At 71.5% G+C, this 19,199-nt stretch carries 18 protein-coding genes and 1 pseudogene; 12 read left to right on the top strand and 7 right to left on the bottom strand.

Annotated features, from left to right (window positions below):
* Positions 1 to 71: 71 nt before the first annotated feature.
* Complete coding sequence (locus tag AC07EJ_RS29360) at positions 72 to 965, bottom strand: HpcH/HpaI aldolase/citrate lyase family protein (protein ID WP_389484322.1); 894 nt, start codon at positions 963 to 965, stop codon at positions 72 to 74.
* On the bottom strand, positions 962 to 1,855 hold the full coding sequence (locus AC07EJ_RS29355; RefSeq protein ID WP_478885378.1) for an HTD2 family dehydratase: 894 nt from the start codon (positions 1,853 to 1,855) through the stop codon (positions 962 to 964). Before AC07EJ_RS29355 ends, AC07EJ_RS29360 begins: the two co-directional genes overlap by 4 nt.
* A 221-nt stretch (positions 1,856 to 2,076) precedes the next feature.
* Between AC07EJ_RS29355 and AC07EJ_RS29350 the strand changes: the two genes are divergently transcribed.
* The 4 genes from AC07EJ_RS29350 to AC07EJ_RS29335 all read left to right on the top strand — a co-directional run bounded on the left by AC07EJ_RS29350 (position 2,077) and on the right by AC07EJ_RS29335 (position 6,522).
* Positions 2,077 to 3,282, top strand: coding sequence for an MmgE/PrpD family protein (locus AC07EJ_RS29350; protein ID WP_393583327.1), 1,206 nt, complete (start codon positions 2,077 to 2,079; stop codon positions 3,280 to 3,282).
* Positions 3,279 to 4,511: a CaiB/BaiF CoA transferase family protein gene (locus AC07EJ_RS29345; RefSeq protein ID WP_389484329.1), complete on the top strand. Its 1,233-nt coding sequence runs from the start codon at positions 3,279 to 3,281 to the stop codon at positions 4,509 to 4,511. Before AC07EJ_RS29350 ends, AC07EJ_RS29345 begins: the two co-directional genes overlap by 4 nt.
* Positions 4,508 to 5,674, top strand: coding sequence for an acyl-CoA dehydrogenase family protein (locus AC07EJ_RS29340; RefSeq protein WP_389484330.1), 1,167 nt, complete (start codon positions 4,508 to 4,510; stop codon positions 5,672 to 5,674). The genes AC07EJ_RS29345 and AC07EJ_RS29340 overlap by 4 nt, the downstream gene beginning before the upstream one ends.
* Before the next feature lie 104 nt (positions 5,675 to 5,778).
* On the top strand, positions 5,779 to 6,522 hold the full coding sequence (locus AC07EJ_RS29335; protein ID WP_389484332.1) for a GntR family transcriptional regulator: 744 nt from the start codon (positions 5,779 to 5,781) through the stop codon (positions 6,520 to 6,522).
* A gap of 37 nt (positions 6,523 to 6,559) precedes the next feature.
* Here AC07EJ_RS29335 and AC07EJ_RS29330 read toward each other — a convergent pair whose 3' ends face one another.
* The gene (locus tag AC07EJ_RS29330; protein WP_478885377.1) at positions 6,560 to 8,527 is read right to left on the bottom strand and encodes an oxidoreductase; all 1,968 of its coding nucleotides are present in this window, start codon (positions 8,525 to 8,527) and stop codon (positions 6,560 to 6,562) included.
* A 61-nt stretch (positions 8,528 to 8,588) separates the two neighbouring features.
* Positions 8,589 to 9,194 carry a TetR/AcrR family transcriptional regulator gene (locus AC07EJ_RS29325; RefSeq protein ID WP_389484336.1) on the bottom strand — a complete coding sequence of 202 codons (606 nt, stop codon included), beginning with the start codon at positions 9,192 to 9,194 and terminating at the stop codon, positions 8,589 to 8,591.
* Positions 9,195 to 9,347: 153 nt separating this feature from the next.
* Here AC07EJ_RS29325 and AC07EJ_RS29320 point away from each other — a divergent pair, with 153 nt between their 5' ends.
* The gene (locus tag AC07EJ_RS29320; RefSeq protein WP_389484338.1) at positions 9,348 to 10,814 is read left to right on the top strand and encodes an APC family permease; all 1,467 of its coding nucleotides are present in this window, start codon (positions 9,348 to 9,350) and stop codon (positions 10,812 to 10,814) included.
* Here AC07EJ_RS29320 and AC07EJ_RS29315 read toward each other — a convergent pair.
* The gene (locus tag AC07EJ_RS29315; RefSeq protein WP_389484340.1) at positions 10,760 to 11,488 is read right to left on the bottom strand and encodes a Mut7-C RNAse domain-containing protein; all 729 of its coding nucleotides are present in this window, start codon (positions 11,486 to 11,488) and stop codon (positions 10,760 to 10,762) included. The genes AC07EJ_RS29320 and AC07EJ_RS29315 overlap by 55 nt on opposite strands.
* Before the next feature lie 364 nt (positions 11,489 to 11,852).
* On the opposite strand from AC07EJ_RS29315, the gene AC07EJ_RS29310 reads away from it, so the two are divergent.
* The 6 genes from AC07EJ_RS29310 to AC07EJ_RS29285 all read left to right on the top strand — a co-directional run bounded on the left by AC07EJ_RS29310 (position 11,853) and on the right by AC07EJ_RS29285 (position 17,569).
* Positions 11,853 to 12,962, top strand: coding sequence for a beta-ketoacyl-ACP synthase III (locus AC07EJ_RS29310; RefSeq protein WP_478885376.1), 1,110 nt, complete (start codon positions 11,853 to 11,855; stop codon positions 12,960 to 12,962).
* A gap of 76 nt (positions 12,963 to 13,038) precedes the next feature.
* Entirely contained in the window at positions 13,039 to 13,341 is a 303-nt protein-coding gene (locus AC07EJ_RS29305) for a phosphopantetheine-binding protein (protein ID WP_389484345.1), read from the top strand.
* A complete protein-coding gene (locus AC07EJ_RS29300; protein ID WP_478885375.1) occupies positions 13,338 to 14,579 on the top strand; it encodes a beta-ketoacyl-[acyl-carrier-protein] synthase family protein in 1,242 nt (413 codons plus the stop codon). Before AC07EJ_RS29305 ends, AC07EJ_RS29300 begins: the two co-directional genes overlap by 4 nt.
* 65 nt (positions 14,580 to 14,644) lie before the next feature.
* Positions 14,645 to 15,637, top strand: coding sequence for a 3-oxoacyl-ACP synthase III family protein (locus AC07EJ_RS29295; protein ID WP_393583342.1), 993 nt, complete (start codon positions 14,645 to 14,647; stop codon positions 15,635 to 15,637).
* Between the two features lie 40 nt (positions 15,638 to 15,677).
* A complete protein-coding gene (locus tag AC07EJ_RS29290; protein ID WP_389484353.1) occupies positions 15,678 to 16,292 on the top strand; it encodes a carboxymuconolactone decarboxylase family protein in 615 nt (204 codons plus the stop codon).
* Positions 16,289 to 17,569, top strand: coding sequence for a cytochrome P450 (locus AC07EJ_RS29285; RefSeq protein ID WP_478885374.1), 1,281 nt, complete (start codon positions 16,289 to 16,291; stop codon positions 17,567 to 17,569). The genes AC07EJ_RS29290 and AC07EJ_RS29285 overlap by 4 nt, the downstream gene beginning before the upstream one ends.
* Before the next feature lie 42 nt (positions 17,570 to 17,611).
* Here the strand turns inward: AC07EJ_RS29285 and AC07EJ_RS29280 are convergent, their stop codons facing one another.
* Positions 17,612 to 18,145 carry a hypothetical protein gene (locus AC07EJ_RS29280; protein ID WP_389484387.1) on the bottom strand — a complete coding sequence of 178 codons (534 nt, stop codon included), beginning with the start codon at positions 18,143 to 18,145 and terminating at the stop codon, positions 17,612 to 17,614.
* Positions 18,146 to 18,264: 119 nt separating this feature from the next.
* Positions 18,265 to 18,804: a RidA family protein gene (locus tag AC07EJ_RS29275; protein WP_478885373.1), complete on the bottom strand. Its 540-nt coding sequence runs from the start codon at positions 18,802 to 18,804 to the stop codon at positions 18,265 to 18,267.
* Between the two features lie 21 nt (positions 18,805 to 18,825).
* On the opposite strand from AC07EJ_RS29275, the pseudogene AC07EJ_RS29270 reads away from it, so the two are divergent.
* Positions 18,826 to 18,978, top strand: a pseudogene (locus tag AC07EJ_RS29270) (IS5/IS1182 family transposase); the annotation flags it as partial.
* Between the last annotated feature and the right edge of the window lie 221 nt (positions 18,979 to 19,199).

Below are 19,199 nucleotides of genomic sequence, written 5' to 3'. Positions count from 1 at the left end.
TCTCCTTCGTGTCGGGGTGTGTCGGGGTGTGTCGGGTGCGTCCGGCTCGGTACGTGATTCTTGACTGCCCGTCAGGACGCGGGCGTCATCCCGCCCGCAGGCCCCGCCCCGAGCAGCCGTCGCGCCCGCTCCTGCACCGGCCTGTCGACCATCACGCCGTCGACGGCCGACACCGCGTCGCCCGCGGCGAGCACCTTCCTGGCCCAGGCCAGTTCCTCGTCCGTCGGTGCGAAACCCGCGGTCACCGCCGGGAGTTGCTTCGGGTGGATGCACAGTTTGCCTCCGAAGCCGAGCCGTCTGGCGTGCTGCAGGTCCTGCGCGAGGGCGTCGTCGTCGAGCGCCGTGGTGACGCCGTCCAGCGGGGGCGCGACACCGGCGGCGGCACACGCCATGACCAGCCGGGACCGCGCATACGCCAGCGCCAGGGTGTCGTCGTGGCGCACGCCCAGCTCGGTGGCGAGGTCGACGCTGCCGAAGGCCGCGCGGACGACGCCGGGCGCGCAGCACACGTCGAGGGCGCGCTCGGTCCCGGCCGCCGTCTCGACGAGCGGGATCACGGCACAGACTTCCGCGATCCGTGCGATCACCTCGGGGTCCTCGGCCTTGGGCAGCATCACCGGACAGCCGAACGCGGTGACGAGGTCCAGGTCGGCGTCCCACCAGGACGTGCCGGGCGCGTTGATCCGCACCACTGCGTCCCTGCCCCGCGCGAGCCAGTCGGCGGCGTGCCGGCGGCCCGCGTCCTTGGCGTCCGGCGCGACGGCGTCCTCCAGGTCGATGATCACGGCGTCGGCCCCTGCACCGGCCGCCTTCTCGAACCGGTCGGGGCGGTGCCCCGGTACGAAGAGCAGGGTGCGGGCGGCGGCGATACGGGCGCGGTCGCGACTCAGGCGCTCGGGGTCGGTGAGTTCGAAACGCGCGGGGACAGCACTCGCCCGTTCGACTCCGGTGCATTCAGAAATCATGCGAACGTCACCTCTGCCGTCGCATGCCGCTCGTCCCGACGCGTGGCGATCCGCAGCCCGGCCGACCCTCCGTCGTCCGCCAGGTCACCGAGCGCACACACCCGCTCGCCCACGAACACTGGCTTGCGGAGCCGGTAGGAGAGCGTGTGGATCTCCCGCCCGGGGGCCTCGCGGCGGGCGAGTTCCAGCATGAGCTGGACGAGGAGCGGTCCGTGGACGACGAGCCCCGGGTAGCCCTCGACGTCGCGCGCGTACGGCTCGTCGTAGTGAATGCGGTGCGCGTTGGCGGTCAGTGCGCTGTACCGGAACAGCAGGGGCGGCGAGGGACACACGATCAACTGCCAGTCGGCATCGGAGAGTTCGGCCTCGCCGAGGTCGAGTCCGAAGCGCCCGCTCCGCCGCTCGCCCTGGCCCACGCGGTAGACGAGGTCCTGCTCCTCGGTGACCCTCACCTCCCCTTCCTGTGCGATCTCATGGCGGACGGTCGCAAAGGCCATCTCGCCGGTGCGGCCGCGCTTGATCTCGACCTTGGCGAGGGAACTCGTACGCCGGGCAGGCACGCCCACCCGCAGCGGCGCGGTGAACTCCGCGCGGCCGCCGGCGAACATGCGTCTGCGGTCCGGGAGGGGCGGCAGGAAGTGGCCGTGCGCGGGGTGCCCGTCGGCACCCAGGTCCCGCTGCGCGGGCCATTCGAGGAAGTGCAGCCAGTGCCACAACGGCGGCAGCGGCTCCCCCTCGCCGGCCACGGTCGCCTCCTGGTCGAGCACCTGGCTCAGCGCGGCGACGGGCGCGGCGGCGACGGGATCGTCCTGCGTCACGGGCGCCGGGGCCCAGCCGTCCAGGTACCGCGCGAGCCCGAAATCGCCCTGGGATGCGTCCAGTTGGGGCATGGTCCTCAGTCTCCGATGCGTTGAGCCGATGTGGCCGCCTCAATGGCGCATTGTGCCGTACAAAACGCCACCCAGCGTCCGCCTCACCAGCCATCGCGTCAACCCCCTTGGGGTGAAGTTGCACGTGAAAGCTTTGAGTTGCCGTGCAGTGGCGGCATTGACGGCCCCATCATTTGGCCGTACAAAATAACCACGCAGTGCAGGACGTACGAAGGGAAGCCATGCCGGCCATCGCGGAATCGCTCGCCGAGTGGGCGTACGGATACGAACCCGACGCCGAGGATCTGGCGCTCGCCCGGCGCTCCCTCCTGGACACGGTCGCGGTCACGCTCGCCGCGCGCGACCACCCGGTATGCGCGCCGGCCGCCGAGCTGCCGGACGCGGCACGCTGGGCCGCGGTCGGGCACGTGCTGGACTTCGACGACCTGCACATCGAGTCCACTACCCACATCAGCGTGGTGATCGTCCCCGCGGTCCTCGCGGCGCGGGGTGACGCGCGCGCCTATCTGGCCGGGGCGGGCGTGATGGCCCGGCTCGGCACGCTCCTCGGCTGGTCGCACTACGCGGCGGGCTGGCACGCCACCTGCACGGCGGGCGCCCCCGCCGCGGCCGTCGCGGCGGGCGTCGCCTGGGGCCTCACGCCCCGGCAGCTGGCGACGGCCATGGCGCTCGCAGTGCCCGGTGCGGGCGGGGTCCAGGCCGCGTTCGGCACGCACGGCAAGTCGCTCCAGGTCGGCTTCGCGGCGGAGGCGGGGGTGCGGGCCGCGCGACTCGCGCGGGCCGGCGCGACGGCCGACCCGCGGGCGGTCGACGCGTGGCTGAAGCTGGTAGGGGCGGAAGGAAGGGTGCCGCAGACCGGCGGCCCCGCCGTCCCCGGCGGCCTCGCCATCAAGATGTTCCCCTGCTGCTACGCGATGCAGCGCCCGATCGCGGCGCTGCGCGCCCTGCGCGCCGAGTACGGCCCCGACGACGTCACGGCCGTCCGCGTCACCACCCCCGGGGCCACGATTCACCCCCTCATCCACGACGACCCGTACACCGGGCTCGAAGGCAAGTTCAGCCTCCCGTACGCGGTGGCGACGGCCCTGCTCGACGACTTCCCCGGCTTCGGCGCCTTCACGGACGACGCCGTGGGCAGGACCGAGGCGCGGCGCCTGATGGCCACGGTCGAGACGGAGCGTACGGAGGGCGGTGCCGGGCTCCTCGACGGCGAGGTCGGCCTCGCGGTGACGCTCACCGACGGCCGGGTCCTCCGCTCCGCCCTCGCCCATCCCCCGGGCTCTCCCCAATGCCCGCCAACAGAAGCCGAGTTGACGGAGAAGTTCGCCGCGTGCGGCAGTGACGTACCGGCTCTCCTCAAGGACACGACCTGGGAGTCGGCCCGCGCGCTGCTCCTCGCCGAACTCCCCGGGAAGGCACCCGCATGACCGGTCCGCTCCCCCTCGAAGGCATCACGGTCGTCAGCCTGGAACAGGCCGTCGCCGCGCCCTTCGCCACTCGCCAGCTCGCCGATCTGGGCGCCCGCGTCATCAAGGTCGAGCGTCCCGGCGGTGGCGACTTCGCCCGCCGCTACGACACCACCGTGCACGGCCAGGCCAGCTACTTCGTGTGGCTCAACCGCTCCAAGGAGTCCCTCACCCTCGACCTCAAGTCGCCGGCCGGCCGGGACATCCTGGAGGAACTCCTGGCGGACGCCGACGTGTTCGTCCAGAATCTCGCGCCGGGCGCCGCCGACCGCATGGACCTCGGCCCGGCCGCGCTCCAGGCCCGCCACCCGCGTCTCATCCCCTGCACGATCAGCGGGTACGGCACCAGTGGCTCCTGGTCGCAGCGCAAGGCGTACGACCTGCTCGTGCAGTGCCAGACGGGACTGCTCTCCATCACGGGCTCACCCGACGAGCCCGCCCGCGTGGGCATCTCGGTCGCCGACATCGCGGCGGGCATGTACGCGTACAGCGGCGTCCTCTCCGCCCTGTACACGCGGGCCACGACCGGGCGCGCGCCCGCCGTCGAGGTCTCCCTGTTCGAAGCGCTCGCCGAGTGGATGAGCCAGCCCGCCTACTACACGCGCTACGGCGGCACCCAGCCGCCGCGCATCGGCGCCCAGCACGCCACGATCGCGCCCTACGGCCCGTTCATCGCCTCCGACGGGAAGGAGGTGCTGCTCTCCATCCAGAACGAGCGCGAGTGGCAGGCCCTGTGCTCCACCGTCCTCGGCCGCCCCGAACTCACCGACGACCCCCGCATGGCCACCGGAGCCGACCGCGTCGCCCACCGCGACGAGGTCAACGCGGCCGTCTCCGCGCGCTTCGCCGAGCTCGGCAGCGAGGACGCCATGGCACTCCTCGACAAGGCCGGCATCGCCAACGCGGGCGTGAACTCCATCGCCGAGTTCCTCGCCCACCCGGCCCTCGCCGAGCGCGACCGCTGGCGCGACATCGCGGTGCCGGGCGCGCAGGAACCCGTACAAGCCCTGCTCCCGCCGGCGGACCTCTCCGGCGTCACCCCACGGATGGACCCCGTCCCCGCCGCGGGAGAGCACACCGAACAGATCCTCAGCGCGCTGGGCCGCAGCGCCGCCGACATCGAGCGGTTGCGCGCCCAGGGCGTCATCGACACCACGCACGACCGCGAGCAAGGAGCGTCCGCGAAGTGAGCACCCTCGACACCCTCTCCTCCGACGAACAGATGATCGTCGAGACCGTGCGGAACTTCGTGGACCGGGAAGTCAAGCCGGTCGTACGGGAGTTGGAGCACGCGAACACCTATCCTGAGGCACTCATCGAGCAGATGAAGGACCTCGGCATCTTCGGCCTCGCGATCCCCGAGGAGTACGGCGGAACGCCCGTCTCCACGCCCTGCTACGTACTGATCACGGAGGAGCTCGCGCGCGGCTGGATGAGCCTCGCGGGCGCCATGGGCGGCCACACCGTCGTGTCCAAGCTGCTGCTGCACTTCGGCACCGACGAGCAGAAGAACCGCTATCTGCCGAAGATGGCGACCGGCGAGGTCCGCGCGACGATGGCGCTCACCGAGCCCAGCGGCGGCTCCGACCTCCAGGCGATGCGCACGGTCGCGCGGCGCGACGGGGACGCGTACGTCGTCAACGGCGGCAAGACCTGGATCACCAACTCCCGCCGCTCGCAGCTGATCGCGCTGCTGTGCAAGACGGATCCGGCGGCCGAACCCCAGCACCGCGGCATCTCCATCCTGCTCGCCGAACACGGCCCCGGGCTCACCGTCTCGCGCGACCTGCCGAAGCTCGGCTACAAGGGCGTCGAGAGCTGCGAGCTGACCTTCGACGACTACCGGGTCCCGGCCCGCGCGCTGCTCGGCGGCGTCGAGGGCAAGGGCTTCGGGCAGATGATGAAGGGCCTGGAGACGGGCCGCCTCCAGGTCGCCTCGCGCGCGCTCGGTGTCGGCAGGGCCGCGTTCGAGGACGCGCTGCGCTACGCACAGGAGCGCGAGACGTTCGGCGAACCCATCTACAAGCACCAGTCGATCGGCAACTACCTGGCGGACATGGCGACTTCGCTCACCGCGGCGCGCCAGCTCACCCTGCACGCCGCACGGGAGGCGGACGCAGGCCGCCGCATCGACATGGAGGCGGGCATGGCCAAGCTCTTCGCCTCGGAGACCGCCATGCAGATCGCCCTGAACGCGGTCCGCATCCACGGCGGCTACGGCTACTCCACCGAGTTCGACGTAGAGCGCTACTTCCGCGACGCGCCCCTGATGATCGTCGGCGAAGGCACCAACGAGATCCAGCGCAACGTCATCGTGCGCCAGCTGGTCTCCCGCGGCGGCCTGGACGTCTGACCAGCGCACCGTCTTGTACGGCCATTAGACTGACGGCACAGGCAGGGCGGTGAACGGCAGACATGACGCGTACGACACGCACAGAGCGGACGAGGGGGACACAGATGGCGGCCCCCGGGCGTGACAGCGCCTACGTACGCCTCGCGCGCGAGCTGCGCGAGGCGATCCTGCGGCACGACTACCCCGAGGGGGTGCGGCTGCCCACGGAGGCGGAGCTCGCCGCCTCGCACGGGCTCAGCCGGCAGACCGTGCGGCGCGCCTTCCAGGACCTGGTCACGGAGGGTCTGGTGCACCGGGTCCCGGGGCGCGGCACGTTCGCGGCGCCCCGCGAGGAGCAGTACCTGCGGCAGTTCGGCTCGGTCGAGGACCTCATGGCGCTGTCCCTCGACACGACGATGCGCCTGGTGTCGCCGCTGCGCCGCCGCGTCGACGTCGACGCGGCGGGCAGGCTGCGCGTCGGCTCCGACCGCGTGGACCACCTCTCGTTCCTGCGGCTGCACGAGGACACCCCGTTCTGCCTGACGACGGTGCACCTCCCGCCGGATGTCGGCGCCCTCGTCGCGGACCGCCCCGAGCTGACGGAGGCGGGCGCGGACAGCCGCGTCACCGTCATCGGCCTCCTCGACGGCCGCCTGCCCGAGCCGATCGCGGAGGCGGAGCAGTCCGTCACGGTCACCCTCGCCTCCGCCGAGGTGGCCGCGCATCTGGACTGCCAGCCGCAGCATCCCCTGCTCCGCATCGACCGCCTCTACCTGTCGGCGTCGGGCCGCCCGGTCGAGCTGGCCGTGAGCCACTTCCTGCCGGAGCACTACTCGTACCGGGTGCGGCTGCGCCGCCATCCGCGCTGAGGCGCGTACAGCGGCCGGCCGCCGCTCATGGCTTGCCTCAGAGCGACGACGCCACCGTCAGCCCCTCCAGCACGGCCTCCTCAACAGTCCGCGGTGACACGCAGTCCCCCGCCATCAGGACCTCCCCCACCCGTCCGCTCGCCAGCGAGGCCAGCTCACCCACGGGATCGTGCCCCTGGGCGAGGACGACGGCCGCGACCCCTTCGATGATCACCGGTTCCTCGGTGAGGGTGTGCTGGAAGTACGCCGTGTCGGCGTCGGCTCCGTAGGGACGCACCGTCGGCACGGTCTCGACCCCGGCCCGCGCGGCCTCGGCGAGCATCGACGCGCGCACATACTGCTGAAGGTGCTCGCCCGCGCCGAAGCCTGTCGTACACAGCGTCACTTCCCGTCCCTGGCCCGCGAGTTGGACGGCCACACCGATCCCGATCCAGTCGCCGCGCCAGTCCGCGACGACGATCCGGCCCTTGGGGACCTCGGCGGTGCCGCGAATGACATCCCAGGCGTCCAGGACGACGGGGTCGTCGAGGAGTTCGAGTGCGGGCCTGCGCGGCACCGCTCCGGTCGCGACGATGAGCGCGTCCGCCTCCTCACGGTCGAGCAGTTCGGCGTCGACCCGGGATCCGGTGACGATCCGTGCCCCGGCCCGCCGCGCCTCGCCCTCCAGGTTGGTGATCGCACCGCCGAACTCGGCTCTGCCCGGCAGGAGTTGGGCCAGCAGCACCTGTCCGCCCACGCGCCGTCCCGCCTCGTGCACAGTGACGTCGTGCCCACGGGCTGCGGCCACGGCGGCGGCCTTGAGCCCGGCCGGTCCGCCACCCGCGATGAGGACCTTCCGGCGCCTGGTGGGCAGCGGAAGTCTCGTGAACCGGCGCTCCCTGCCGGTCTCGGGGTGCTGGATGCAGGAGATCGGGTAGCCGCGCTGGAAGTGGCCGATGCAGGCCTGGTTGCAGCCGATGCAGGCCCGGATCTCCTCCGTGCGGCCGTCGCTCGCCTTGCCCGGCATGTCCGGGTCGCAGATGAGTGCGCGGGTCATGGCGCAGGCGTCGGCCTGGCCCTCCTTGATGATCTGCTCGGCCTCCTGGGGCTGGTTGACGCGTCCGGCGACCATGACCGGCACGTCCACCGCCGCCCGCACGCGGGCCGCGAGCGGTGCGGTGTATCCGGCGGGCTGGGTCATCGGCGGCGCGATGTGCACGGCGCCGGAGACCGTCGCCGACGACCCGGCGCAGACGCTCACATAGTCGACGAGTCCCTCGCGATCGAGCCGTCCGGCCGCCTCGACGGCGAGTTCGGCGGTGAGGCCGTCGTGGCTCAACTCGTCGCCGGAGATGCGTACTCCGGCGACGAAGTCGGGTCCGGTGTGCGCCCGTACGGACGCGAGGGCCTCGCGCAGGAACCTCAGCCTGCCGTCCGCGTCGCCCCCGTACCCGTCGGTGCGCACGTTGACCTGCGGGTTGAGGAACTGGGCGGGGAGATACCCGTGGCTGGCGACCACCTCCACCCCGTCGAGCCCGGCGGCACGCAACCGGCGGGCGGCCTCTCCGTACCCGTCGACGACCTCGCGTATCTCGGTCCCGGTCATGGCGCGGGGCATCACGTGGAAGCGCTCGCTCGGCGTCGCGGACGCCGACCAGGCGACAGGCGCGGAGCCGTCGCGGGATTCGAGGATCTCGCGTCCGGGATGGAAGAGCTGCCCGAAGACCTTGGCGCCGTGCCGGTGCGCGGCCTCGGCGAGCCGCCGGTACCCCTCGACGCACGAGTCGTCCGTGGCCATCAGCACGTGTGTCGTATAGCGCGCGGTCTCGTGAACTCCCGCCACCTGTACGACGATGAGGCCGACGCCACCTTCGGCGCGCGCCTCGTGGTAGGCGACGAGATCGTCGGTGACCTGCCCGCCTTCGACGAGGACCGTGTCGTGGCCGGAGGACAGCACGCGGTTCTTCAGGGTCACGCCGCCGATGACGAGCGGGCTGAACAGGTGCGGGAATGCGGTCGACGTCATGACGCGGTGCCTCCTGTGAACTGCGGTGCGGATCAACTGGGTTGAGGGAGAGAAGAACTGCTCAGTCGCGTACGCCGAGGACCGACCGGGCGGTGGCGAGGATGACGGCGGCGTAGCCCTCCGCCCCCATGCCGCTGCCCGACGCGACGGCCATGTCGCAGCCGTCGACGGCGGCGAGCACGGACCGCACGGCGACGTCGGTGGGCACGGCGGGCGCGAACTTCCCCGCCTCGACGCCCGATTCGACGATGCCGTGGACGAGCTCGCGCCAGTCCTCGTGGGCGCGGCGCACCCCGTCCCGCAGCTCGGGCCTGCGGGCGGCGCTCGCGCAGAACTCCGTCCAGGTCGCGCTCCGCCGCTGGAGGTCGGGGTCGTCGGCCAGCTCGCGCACGAGGAGCTCGAAGCGGCGCCACGGGTCGGGCTCGGCGGACGCGCCCGTGCGCCAGCGGGCGATGAGTTCGCCGATCGACCACTCGAAGGCCTCACGGAACAGCAGGTCGCGCGTGTCGAAGTAGTGCTGGAGCAGCCCGATGGACACACCCGCGCCGCGCGCCACGTCCCTCATGCGCGCCGCGTCGAAGCCGCGCTCGGCCATGACCAGGGCGGCCGCCCGAAGAATCCGCTCGCGCTGCACCTCGCCCGCGTCGCCGCTCTCGCGCTCCCCCATGCCTCGCTCCTCTTCCTGGAATTGGGCCCTGCCGGACCCCTATGCCAGCCAACAATAACGAATTATTGTGACCGCCGACACAGCACGGCGGCACCACTTTCCGCCGCACCGGACCTTCTCCCGTCAGTCCCCAGACCGAGACAGGTGGCCCCCTTGAGCCAACAGCTGCACAAGTCCCTGACCTGGCGCGACGGCCTCGCCATCGCCATGGTGATCCCCAACGGACTGCTCCTGACGGTGGGTTACACCGTGGGCGCGATCGGCGGCTGGACGGCGATCACCATCTGGTGCGTCGGGGCGCTCGTCGCGTTCGCGCAGAACATGCTGTTCGCCGAGACCGCCGCGATGTTCCCCGGCATGTCCGGCGGCATCAGCAGATACGCCACCGAGGGCTGGAAGCGCTACTTCGCCCCGCTGGGCGCCGTCGCGTCGTACGGCTACTGGATCGGCTGGTCGTTCAGCATCGCGGTGAACGGCGCGGCGATCGGCCACCTCATCACCTCCCAGTGGTTCCCGCACGCCCCGTCGATCCCGTTCCCCGGCCACCGCATCGGCCTCCCGGAAGCGCTCGCGGTCCTGGCGATAGCCGGCGGCTGGGCCTGCAACTACTTCGGCGCGCGGCTGGCCGCGAGCGTCTCCAAGGCCGTCGCGGCCCTGGTGATGTGCGGCCTCGCGGTGGTCGTCATCGCCCCGTTCCTGCGCCCGGGCAGCTGGGACGCGTCACGTCTGACCTGGTACCACGGCGGCAGCTGGATGACGCTGATCGTGTGGTTCTACGTCACGGCCTGGACGACGTACGGCACGGAGATCTGCGCGTCGTTCGCCCCCGAGTACCGCGACACGGCGCGCGACACGGCGAAGGCGCTGCGGCTGACGTCCCTCATCTCGCTCGGTGTCTTCTTCGTCGTGCCGCTCGCGACGGTCGGCAGCGTCGGCGAGGAGACGCTGCGCTCGGATCCGGTCGGCGCGTTCGCCACCGCGTTCACCCGGGCGCTCGGCGGCTTCTCCGACGTGGGCGTCCTCATCCTGATCGTCTCGATGTTCTTCGGCATGGTGTCGTGCACGGCGGACGGGGGCCGGGCGCTCTACGGTCTGGCGCGCGAGGGCATGACCGTACGGCAGCTCGACAAGGTGAACCGCTGGGGCGTGCCCGGCCGCGCCCTCACGCTGGACGCGCTCGTCAACGCCGCGATCGTGGTCCTGCTCGGCGAGCCCCTGAGCATCCTCATCGCCAGCAACTTCGGCTATCTGGTGGCCATGACGCTCGCCGTCGCCGGCTTCCTGCTCCTGCGCAAGGACCGCCCCGACTGGCCCCGCCCGATCCGCCGCGCCCGCGCCTGGATCCCGGTGGCCTGGGTGCTGCTGGCCTTCAACGTCGTGATCGTCTCGGTGGGCGTCACACACCCGTCCCTCGCCGGCTACGGCGGAGCCACGGAGTCGTTCCTCGCGGTCGGCATCCTGCTGATCTCCGTGGTGCTGTACGCGTACCGAAGGGTGGTCCAGGACAGGCAGCGCATCGCCTGGCGCATCGAACCGCCCCTGACACCCGAGGACGAGGAGGCCCCTCAGCCCCCGAACTCGTCGACCGCCCGCCCCACGATCCCCTCCAACCGGTCGTGATGAGCGCCCCGCCAGTACACGCGCTCGCACTCCTGGCACTGGGCGAACACGTCGTAGGTGCCGCGCGTCCCGCCTTCGAGCAGGTCGGCGACGTCTTCCTTACGGGCTTCCTTCAGCAGCCCGTTGCAGGCGGTGCACCGGGTCCAGGGGCGCAGCTCGGGCGTGAACCGGCCCAGCACGTCGCGTAGTTGCTCGTCGGGCCGGTCGCTGTAGACGTACGCGCCGGCCCACAGCTCACGCCGCCGCAGCAGCCCCCGGTCCCGGCTGAGCATGACGCGCCGCTCGGCGGCGGAGCGGGCCGCGAGCGCGGGGTCGCCGATGTCCGTGGACTCGTACGCGGAGTCGACCCCGAGCAGCCTCAACCGCCGCGCCAGCGTGCCGAGATGGACGTCCAGGAGGAACCGCAGCGGAGCACCCTCGACGCGCTGCGGCCGCACGACGGCCCGTACCTCGACCCGCTCCCCCGCCACGGGAATGTGTCCGACGCCCACCTCACGCCCGTCCACGACCAGCGCCCCGACCTCCGTCAGCGGCACGCCGAGCGACTCGATCACATGGCCCAGCGTGGAGACGCCGTCGGTGACGAGCGGGACGGCCGCGCCCCCGCGCCGCGCATGCGGAACGAACAGCTCCAACTCGGGCCTGACGCTGATGACGATCTCCGGTCCGTTCATCGGCTCAGGATGCCATGGGCGCGGAGCCGGGGACCTGGGGTTTTCCCCTCGCTCGTGGTGACGGCCGCCGCACGCCGAACCGCCTTACGAGTGACACTCGTTCGGCCCACCGACCGCTATTCGGAATCGATACTTCCGCTTCTGAGCTGCGCGGATACAGCCGTGCGGCCACCTCTGGGATTTCGTTCGAAAGAGATGTTCTGTTTATGAAGATCCTTTCTGTGCTTACAGTTCTCCCGGTTCGTACAGGAATCAACATGCTCGTACGGGGCGCGGCACGCTGCGTCCTGGAGCGGCATGCCTCACGAACAGCGGCTTCGTACAGGGGTCGGCTTGCAGGATCGAGACGTAGAGCGAGGATCGGGTGACTTCGGCTGACGCGCACAGGCCCGCCGGCCGGTCCGGCGCAGTCCTGGAGGGGCTGGCGGGCTGGGTGCCACCGCGCCGGATCACCAACGACGAACTCCCCGCCGCGTGGGACGTCGACGACACGTGGGTGCGGCGGCGGACCGGGATCACCGCCCGGCACTGGGCCGGCCCCGGCGTCCGTACGGGCGAACTCGCCCTGGAGGCCGCCGTCCGCGCGCTGGCCGTCGCCGGGGACCCCGTTCCCGACACCGTGCTCGTCGCGACCTCCACGCCCGACGTGCCCATGCCCGCCATGGCCCCGCTCCTCGCCACCCGCCTCGGGCTCGACCGGGCCGCCGCCTGGGACATCTCGGCGGCGTGCAGCGGCTTCGGCTACGGACTCGCCACGGCCGTGGGCGTGATCGCCTCCGGCGCCGCCGAACGCGTCCTCCTCGTCGCCGCGGAGGTCTACTCGACCCTCGTCGACCCCGCCGACCGCGGCGCGGGCATCGTCTTCGCGGACGGCGCGGGCGCGGTGGTCCTGCGCCGTGGCACCCACGGCGAGCCGGGCAGCGTGCTCGCCTTCGACCTCGGCAGCGACGGCTCCGGCCACGAACTGATCCGGATCCCCGGCGGCGGCGCCGCCGAACGCTCGGACCCGGCCGCCCACACCCCGGCCGACCGCCACTTCCGCATGCGGGGGCGCGAGGTGTTCCGGCACGCGGTGACCCGCATGACCGAGTCGTCCCGCGCCGTGCTCGACCGCACCGCGTGGACCACCGACGACGTGGACCGGTTCGTGGCCCACCAGGCCAACGCCCGGATCCTCAAGGAGGTCGCCGAGCGCCTCCAACTGCCCGCGCAGAGACAGGTGTCCAACATCGAGCACGTCGGCAACACAGGCGCCGCCTCCATCCCCCTGGCGCTCGCCGACGCCGCCTCCCGCGGCCTGCTCACCCCCGGCCAGCGCGTCCTGCTGACCTCGTTCGGAGCGGGGCTCACCTGGGCCTCGGCCACGCTCCTGTGGCCTGAACTGCCGGCGGTACCGCCGGTGCGTACGCCGCCACAAGCCTCGCTGCGTACGCCACCTCAAGCCTCGTCGCATACGCCGCCACAAGCCTCGTAACGCTCCCCGTATGCCGGCACCCCGCACCCCCCTCACACACACGCACGCACACACGCACGACCTGAAAGGACCGCTCATGTCCTCGTCGTCCCCGACCGCCCCCGCCTCCCCCTCCGCCCGGATGGCTTCCGCATCCCGGGCCCGCGCCGCCGTCGCCTCCGTCCTCACGCACAAATTCGAGGTCAGCCCCGACAGCATCCGCCCCCTTACCACCCTCGCGAGCCTCGACCTCGACTCCCTCGCCCTCGCGGAGCTCGCCCTGGCCCTCCAGGACCAACTCGGCGTGCGGGTCGACGAGTCGGAGGCCACCAAGCGCACGACCGTGGCCGAGCTGACCGCCACCCTCGCCTCCCGGCTGATCACGGCAGGGGTCCGGTGACGACGACCCCCGACCGTACGATCTCCGTCACCGGCCTGGGCCTCATCACCCCGGCCGGCGTCGGCCGCGAGGCGACGTGGGCGGGAGTGCTGCGCGGCCGGTCCACCGCCGCCCAGGACCCCGAACTCAAGGAACTCCCGGTCGACTTCTCCTGCCGCATCCCCCTCATGACCCCCGAGCAGGCGCGGATCGGCGGAGGCAAGTCCTGGCGGATGGGCCAGTTCACCCGCCTCGCGGTGCTCGCCGCCAGGGAGGCCGTCGCCGATGCGGGGTTCACCCCCGGCGGGGACTGGGGTGGCGCCCGGGTCGCCGTCGTCATCGGTTCGGGCCTCGCCGGCGCCGCGCATCTCGAGGAGCAGTCGGAGCGGTTCCTCAAGGGTGGGCCCGAACAGGTCGCGCCCACCCTCATCCCCATGCTCATCTCCAACATGGCGGCGGGCGAGGTGGCGCTCGACCTGGGCGCATGCGGCCCGTCGCTCGCCACGGAGAGCGCCTGCGCCTCGGGCGCGAGCGCCCTCGTCGTCGCCCGCGATCTGCTGCTGTCCGGAGCCTGCGACATCGCGGTCGCGGGCGGTACGGAAGCCGCTGTCACGCCGGTCGTCACCACCGGGTTCCAGCGGATGGGCGCCCTGTCCGCCCGCGCGGACGAACCCGCGGCGGCCTCAAGGCCGTTCGCCGTCGACCGCGACGGTTTCGTGATCGCCGAGGGAGCGGCGGTCCTCGTACTGGAACGGTCGGGGGACGCACGGGCCCGCGGTCACCGCACGTACGCGCATCTCGCCGGGGCGGGCCAGTCCACCGACGCCCACCACCCGACCGCGCCCGCACCCGGGGGCACGGTCGCCGAGAGCGCGCTACGCACCGCCGTCGCCGACGCGGGGCTCGCCCCGGGCGACATCGACCATGTCAACGCCCACGGCACCTCCACCCCCCTCAACGACCGCGCGGAGGCCGAGCTCATCGCCCGTGTCCTGCCGCACGCCCCGAGTGTCACCGCTCCCAAGGGCGTACTGGGCCACAGCCTGGGCGCGGCGGGGGCGATCGAGGCCGCGCTCACCGTCCTGACGATCCATCACGGCACGGTCCCACCGGTCGCGAACCTCACGCCCGGGACCCTGGGCTTTCCGCTCGACTGCGTGACCGGCGCGCCACGCCCTCAACGCGTACGGGCCGCGGTCACGCATTCGTTCGGCTTCGGCGGGCACAACGTGGTGCTGACGCTGACGTCGACTACGTGAACCCGCCTCCCCTATCCCTGGTTCCCCCCGTAGCGCCCCTGAGAGAGAAACACCCCCTGTTGACTGTGTACAGCAGCATCCTTCACGCGGCGGTCCATGTGCCGCCCGGCCGGCAGTCCGTCGCCGAGGCGGAGGAACGCTTCCGCTCGCACAACCCCCACGTCTCCTTGTCGCCGGGCGTCCTGGCGCACATGTACGGGCTGTCGGAGCGGACCGTCGCCCCCGCCCACGAACAGCCCTCCGACCTCGCGGCCCACGCGGCACGCCGCCTGTTCGGGGCGTCCGACATCACCGATCCGTGGGACATCGACCTGCTGATCTTCACCGGGATCCTCGCCGACATGGAGGAGCCCGCCACCGCACACGTGGTCGCCGACAAACTCGGCCTGGGCTGCCCGGTGTTCGACCTGAAGAACGCGTGCAACGGCGTCCTCAACGCCATCGAGGTGGCCGACGCCCTCATCAGGTCGGGCCGCTACCGCCGGATCCTCGTCACCACCGGCGAGGTGTCCACGCGCGAGAGCCGCTGGTCGGTCGACGACCCCGGTGACGTGCTGACCGCGTTGCCCAGCCTCAGTACAGGCGACATGGGATCGGCCCTGCTGCTCGAGGCGTCCGAGCGCCCCGGCGTCATCGGCTCCCGCTTCTTCGCCAACTCGTGGGGCTGGCGGGCGGCCACGCTGACCAACCCCTACACCCATGACCGCACGCTTGGTCAACTACGCGTCGATTCGGAGCAGTTGGTGGAGTCGTTCGCCGGGATGCCCGAGAAGGTGAGGGGAGCGGTCTACGACCTAGGAGTAAAGGTCGACGAACTGGACCTCGTGTGCGTGCACCAGCCGTCGGTCGCGTTCACGAAGGTGGCGTGCGAATGGGTGGGCGTCGGCCCGGACCGCGTTCTCGCCACGTTCCCCGCGCACGGCAACGTGGCCACCAACACGATCCCCCTGCAACTGGCCACCGCACTGGACAGCGGACGACTCCAACGAGGGGACCTGGTAGGACTGTTCGGCTTCGCGAGCGGGGCGAGTGCGGGGGTGGTGGTGTGCGAGTGGTGACCCCGAGCAGAACGCCGCTCCCGACCGAGACGGTGCGCACATGGTGACCCCGCGCATCCCTCCGCTGCCGGCCGAGGAGTGGCCGCCCGTCCTGCGCGACCTGCTCGGCGCGTCGAGCCAGGACGGACCGGGGCGCGTCAACCTCTTCGGCACTCTCGCCCACCATCCACCGCTGGCCGAGGCGTGGCTGCGCCTCGCCCAAGTCCTCACCCATCAGGGCACGTTGACGCCTCGGGACCGCGAGCTGGCCATTCTGCGTACGTCGTACCGGCTGGGCTGCGACTTCGTACGCGCGCGTCACGAGGAGCACGCCCGGCTGGCCGGACTGACCACCGCGGAAGTAGCCGCGACAGCCTCCCCCGACCTCGCCCTCACCCCCACCCTCGCCCCCCACTACTGGCACCCGGCCGACCTGGCGGTCCTGCGTACGGCCGACCTTCTCGCCGACCACGCAAACCTCCCCGAGCCCCTGTGGCAGGAGCTCGCGGAACGACTCCGCGCGGAGCAGCTGGTCGAGCTGCTCCTGGTGATCGGCCAGTGTGCGATGGTCTGCACGACGCTGAACACGCTGGGCACTCCCCCCGACACAACGGCCCCCGCCCCCGCCCCCTCCTCTCCCTCCCCCACCTCCCCGAAAGGGCGCCTCCCCGCATGACCGTCGCGCTCACGCAGCAGCTCACGAACCGGCTCGCGCACCAGCTCGCGCCGCTTCGCCTGCCCGCCCCCTACGGGGCATGCCCGTTCACCCCGCCGCCCGCCTACGCGGAGGCGGCGCGCAAAGGCCCGGTCACGCGAGCCGTCCTGCCCGACGGCTCACCGTGCTGGCTGATCACGGGCTACCGGGAGGTGCGCTCCGTCCTGGCGGACGCCCGCTTCAGCGCTGACGCCCGTACGCCCGGCTTCCCGTTCCTCTCCGCCGCCCAGCGCCAACTGGCCACGGAGCGCCCGAGTTTCATCCGCCTGGACGACCCGGAACACGCGAGGCTGCGCCGCATGGTCACCAAGGACTTCCTGGTGAGACGGGTGGAGGAGCTGCGCCCAGACATCCAGCGGATCGTGGACGAAGCGATCGACGCCTTCGAAGCGACGCATACCAAGGGTCAATCATCGGATCCCGTAAGGGACTTCGTAAGGGGCTCCGTAAGAGACCTCATAACGGACTTCGCCCTCCCCGTCCCCTCCCTCGTGATCTGCCTGATGCTGGGCGTCCCGTACGAGGACCACGACGTGTTCCAGCGCCTCAGCCGCACGCTGCTGGACAACACCGCGACCGAGGCCGAGGTCACGGGGGCGCACCGCGGCTTGACGGGCTACCTCGCCGGGCTGGCCGAGCAAAAGGCGCGCGAACCCGGCGACGACATCCTGAGCCGGCTGGCCGCCCGCGACGACCTCACCCCCGAACAGGTCGCCTCGCTCGGCTTCATGCTCCTGGTCACGGGCCACGAGTCCACGGCGAACATGTCGGCACTGTGTGTCCTGGCCCTGCTCAGGAACCCCACGTTGGCGGGACGACTCCGAGACGACCCTGGCCTGGTGCCCGCAGCCGTGGAGGAGTTGCTGCGCCACCAGACGATCATCCACCTCGGCCTGGCGCGCGCCGCGCAGGAGGAGGTGGAGGTGGGCGGGGTCACGATCGCGGCGGGTGACGGCGTGATCTGCATGCTCTCGTCGGCCAACCGCGACGAGGAGGCCTTCGGCCACACCGCGGCCCGGCTGGACCCGACCCGCCCCGACGCGCGCCGCCACCTGGCGTTCGGCTTCGGCGCCCACCAGTGCCTGGGCCAGACACTGGCCAGGGTGGAACTCCAGATCATCCTGACGACGCTGCTACGCCGCCTGCCGAACCTACGCCTGGCGGTGCCGGAATCAGCCCTCACCTACACCACGGAGAACATCGTCTACGGGGTGAGGTCGCTCCCCGTCACCTGGTAGTCCGATGAGCCGGCACCTGGTAGTCCGATGAGCCGACCCGCGTCAGCAACCACGCCCCCGCGGCTCGAACTTCACGCGCGCGTGCTCGTCCTTGCCGTGGACCTCGCTGTACGTGGCGGGGCTGACGCGGAACCAGCGGTCGTCCTTGGCGGCCTTGCCGTTCACGTCGTCGAGCCGCACACACCACCGCTCGGTCCGCACGACGCGGGTGTACGTCTCACTGCCCTTGCGGACCTTGTGGCACTGCTTGTAGTGATCGGTGGTGTACCAGGTGCGGGTCCTCTTGCGCTTGCCGCTGCCGCTGCGCGAGGTGTGCTTGACCTTCCGGGTCGCCGGATCGCACTCCTTGACCATGTGTGCGCGGGTGCCCTTGGCGGTCTTGCGCGGGAGGTGCCGGACGGCGTCGTAGAGACCACGCACCTGGTCGGAGTGCGGCTGAGAATAACTACCGCCCTTCCCACCGCCCTTACCTCCGGCGTGACCGTCCCCCTTGTCCGCACCGCCACCGCACGCACTCAGAACAGCCACGAGCATCAAGGTCAGGCCGGCGAGTACCGGGCGCTGCTTCACGGACATTTCACCTCTTCAGGGGGCCGCACACCAGAGGTGTACACGTCATACGTCGCGCCGCAGCGTATCCGATCACGTGTGAAGGGCAGGCAGGCGGGCAGGAGGCCCGAGAACGCCCGCCCGACCTATGCCGGCACTCGGGAGGCGACCACCTCGATCTCAATCATGAGTCCGGGAATGATCAGTTGGTTGACCTGGACCGTCGTGGAGGTCGGGAAGGGCCCGTCGGCATACATCCTCTTCCGGTACGGCAATGCGCCGACCAGGGCTTCCATGTCAGTTACATACATGCTTTCGCGCACAACATGGCGGAAATCAAGGGAGTACCTGGCCAGGCTCTCCTTGATGCGCGCGTAGACGAAGGCCATCTGGGCGGGCAGATCGCCGGGAGAAACGCAGTTGAAGTCCTTGTCGAGGGCCGCGGTGCCCGACAGCCAGACGGTGTTGTCCACGCGGACCCCCTGGGAGTATCCGAGGGACCTCTGCTGGGATTCCCAGTAGTAGACGAGATCGGTTCTGCCGGGGGCTGCCGCGGATGCCTCGGGCGCGGCGAGTCGGCCGGCGACGGCGGCCACTCCGGTGATGCCGGCGCCGGCGAGGAGGCGCCGGCGGACGACGTTGTTGTTGGGGTCCTCATTTGAGATCGATTCGCCTCGGGCACTCATCACTTTTGCCTCCTGTAGTGAGTGGTGATGCCGTCGGCGCCGGAACGCCCGCAGGGCGGTGGTCGGCGTCGGCGCGGGGACCGTGAGGTCTTGGCCGCGATCATTTTCACGGCCATGTCGGGATGTACGCGGACCGCGCTCCTCCGGTTCACCGAGTGGTCCGAGGCGACGGTGTGAGCCAAGTTAGGCAAGTTCCACCGCGTGGTCCGCAAGTCCCCACTCGCCCCAAGGGGCGCGCTCAGCGGCCCGCGTGCCCGACGAACACCGTCCAGGCCGCCAGGGAGACGGCAACTCGCGGACTCTCCTTGTCCGCCACACGCTGGGGCACGGTGCCTCTCGCTCAGGCGGGCAAGACGGTGTGGGCGGTGCTCGGTCGCTCCGTGTGACAGGGGCGG

Source organism: Streptomyces sp. NPDC045026, from assembly GCF_056432625.1.
The sequence above is the reverse complement of the archived record's forward strand: the minus strand, read 5'-3'. Positions and strand labels throughout refer to the sequence as shown.